This window comes from Streptomyces sp. NPDC049577 (assembly GCF_040675635.1).
Lineage (GTDB): Bacteria > Actinomycetota > Actinomycetes > Streptomycetales > Streptomycetaceae > Streptomyces.
In genome coordinates this window covers 1-1,723 of the sequence record NZ_JBFAPH010000604.1, presented here as the reverse complement: position 1 = coordinate 1,723, position 1,723 = coordinate 1, and the positions used below count along the sequence as shown (strand labels likewise).

Below are 1,723 nucleotides of genomic sequence, written 5' to 3'. Positions count from 1 at the left end.
GGCGCCGGGGCCGAGCACGGCTGCGATTCCGCACATGCCGTATCCCCTCAGACCGCGTCGGCGACGAACTGGGCGAGCACGGTACGCCGCGGCGCACCGGCGGCCTCGCTCACCGGCCGGACCGCGTGGTACGAGCGGTCGCTGCGGGCGAAGAGCACCGAGGTGTTGAACCGCGGCCGGACCGAGGCGGCCACGGCCGCCGGGTCGTCGTCGTCCGGCGAGGTCATGATGTCCAGCCCGCCGCCCCAGCCCGCGTCCCAGGACCGGGTGAGGTAGAGGATCTGGGTGGCCACCCGGTCGGGCCGGTCGGTGTGCGCGGTCATGAAGGTGCCGGGCCCGTACTCGCACAGCCGCACCTTCAGCCGGCAGCCGTCCAGCGCGGCCCCGGTGGCCTCGCTCACGAAGGACCGGTAGGCCGGGCCGAGCAGCCAGTCGAGCAGCCGCTGCCAGGAACCGGGCAGCGCGGCGGCGGCCGGCGTGCGCTCCCCCGCCTCGATCACGGTGCCGTCCCGCAGCAGATAGTGCCCCTGGGGGCTGCGTGACTCCCGCAGGGCGGCGGAGGGGAACTCGTCGGCGAGCAGGCCGGCGTACCCGGGGTCCAGCAGGCCGGACACCCGGGCCCAGGAGAAGGGGGTCCGGTGACGGTCGACGACCGCCGAGGGGGAGAGCAGGGACATGGCGCTCCTCGGAGAGGGCCGCGCGTTCACAGCGGCAGCGGGACGGGGACCGGGGCGGGGGCCGCGGCAGCGGGGGACGTACGCCGGGCCGGCCGCTCCCGCCAGGACAGATAGGAGTGGACGAGCCACAGCAGCCGCAGTTCCCGGTCCGGGGCGGGCCGGTCGGAGGCGGCGAGCCGCGCCAGCCCGCCGGTGTCCAGGCCGAACAGGTCCGCATCGCCGGCCAGCCGGTCGAGCAGCCGCTCGCGCGCCAGGCGGCGGAAGGCGGTGAAGGACAGGGCCTGCTGCTGCTTGCCGGGCCGGACGGCGGCCCAGCAGCCCATGCCCTCCAGCTCGCGCCGCAGATAGCGCTTGCCGAGCGACTCCTCGGGCGAGCGCGCCGCCCGGAAACCCAGGCCCGACACCTCGGGCGTGAGGAACGGGTGCCGCACGCGCACCCCGTGCGCGGCGTGCGCCACGGCGGCGGACCGCAGATGCTCGGGCAGGAAGTGCTCGGCGTGGAAGCGCTCGACCGCCCGGGGCAGCGACTCGCCGTACGGCATCACCTCCCGCAGACGCGCCTGCACCTCCTCGACGGCCGTGCGCAGGTCCCCGTCCGCGAGGTAGGGGGCGAGGACCTCGGGCGTGACGTGCACGGCACAGCGCACCGGCAGGTCCCGGGGGTCGGCCTGCTCGCTCCGGAGCCGGTCGAGCCGGTTCCAGCCGACCAGCGGATGGTCCGCCGCCACGCCGGAGAGCACGACGGGCGTGCCGTCCCGCGCGGCCTCACGGGCCAGGTACCAGAACGTCGGCACCCCGATCGCCATCACGGGCGCACCCAGGGCGCCGGCCAGGGAGTCCACCACGTCGAGGAACGAGGCGTCGGCGGCGATCGCCGTCTCCCGGTGCGCGCTGGCCGTCTCGGCGGCCACCGAGGCGGCCCACACGCGGTCCTCGTCCTCCTCCCGGTAGAAGGCGCTGTAGGTGCGCAGTTCGCGGTGGTGCGGCGGGCGGTGCAGCGCGTGGGCGATCAGCGAGGTGTCCACCCCGCCGCTCAGGTGCAGCGC

General features: G+C 76.1%; 2 protein-coding genes. Both read right to left on the bottom strand.

What is annotated here, in order from left to right:
• Positions 1-47 precede the first annotated feature (47 nt).
• Positions 48-677, bottom strand: coding sequence for a 2OG-Fe(II) oxygenase (locus tag AB0K09_RS33160; protein WP_366069104.1), 630 nt, complete (start codon positions 675-677; stop codon positions 48-50).
• 26 nt (positions 678-703) lie between these two features.
• Positions 704-1,723, bottom strand: a 1,020-nt coding sequence (locus tag AB0K09_RS33155) for an asparagine synthase C-terminal domain-containing protein (RefSeq protein ID WP_366069103.1), incomplete at its 5' end; no start/stop codon positions are given.

Excerpts from the sequence above, each read along its gene's own strand:
- AB0K09_RS33160 (WP_366069104.1), bottom strand. The coding sequence starts at position 677 with ATGTCCCTGCTCTCCCCCTCGGCGGTCGTCGACCGTCACCGGACCCCC.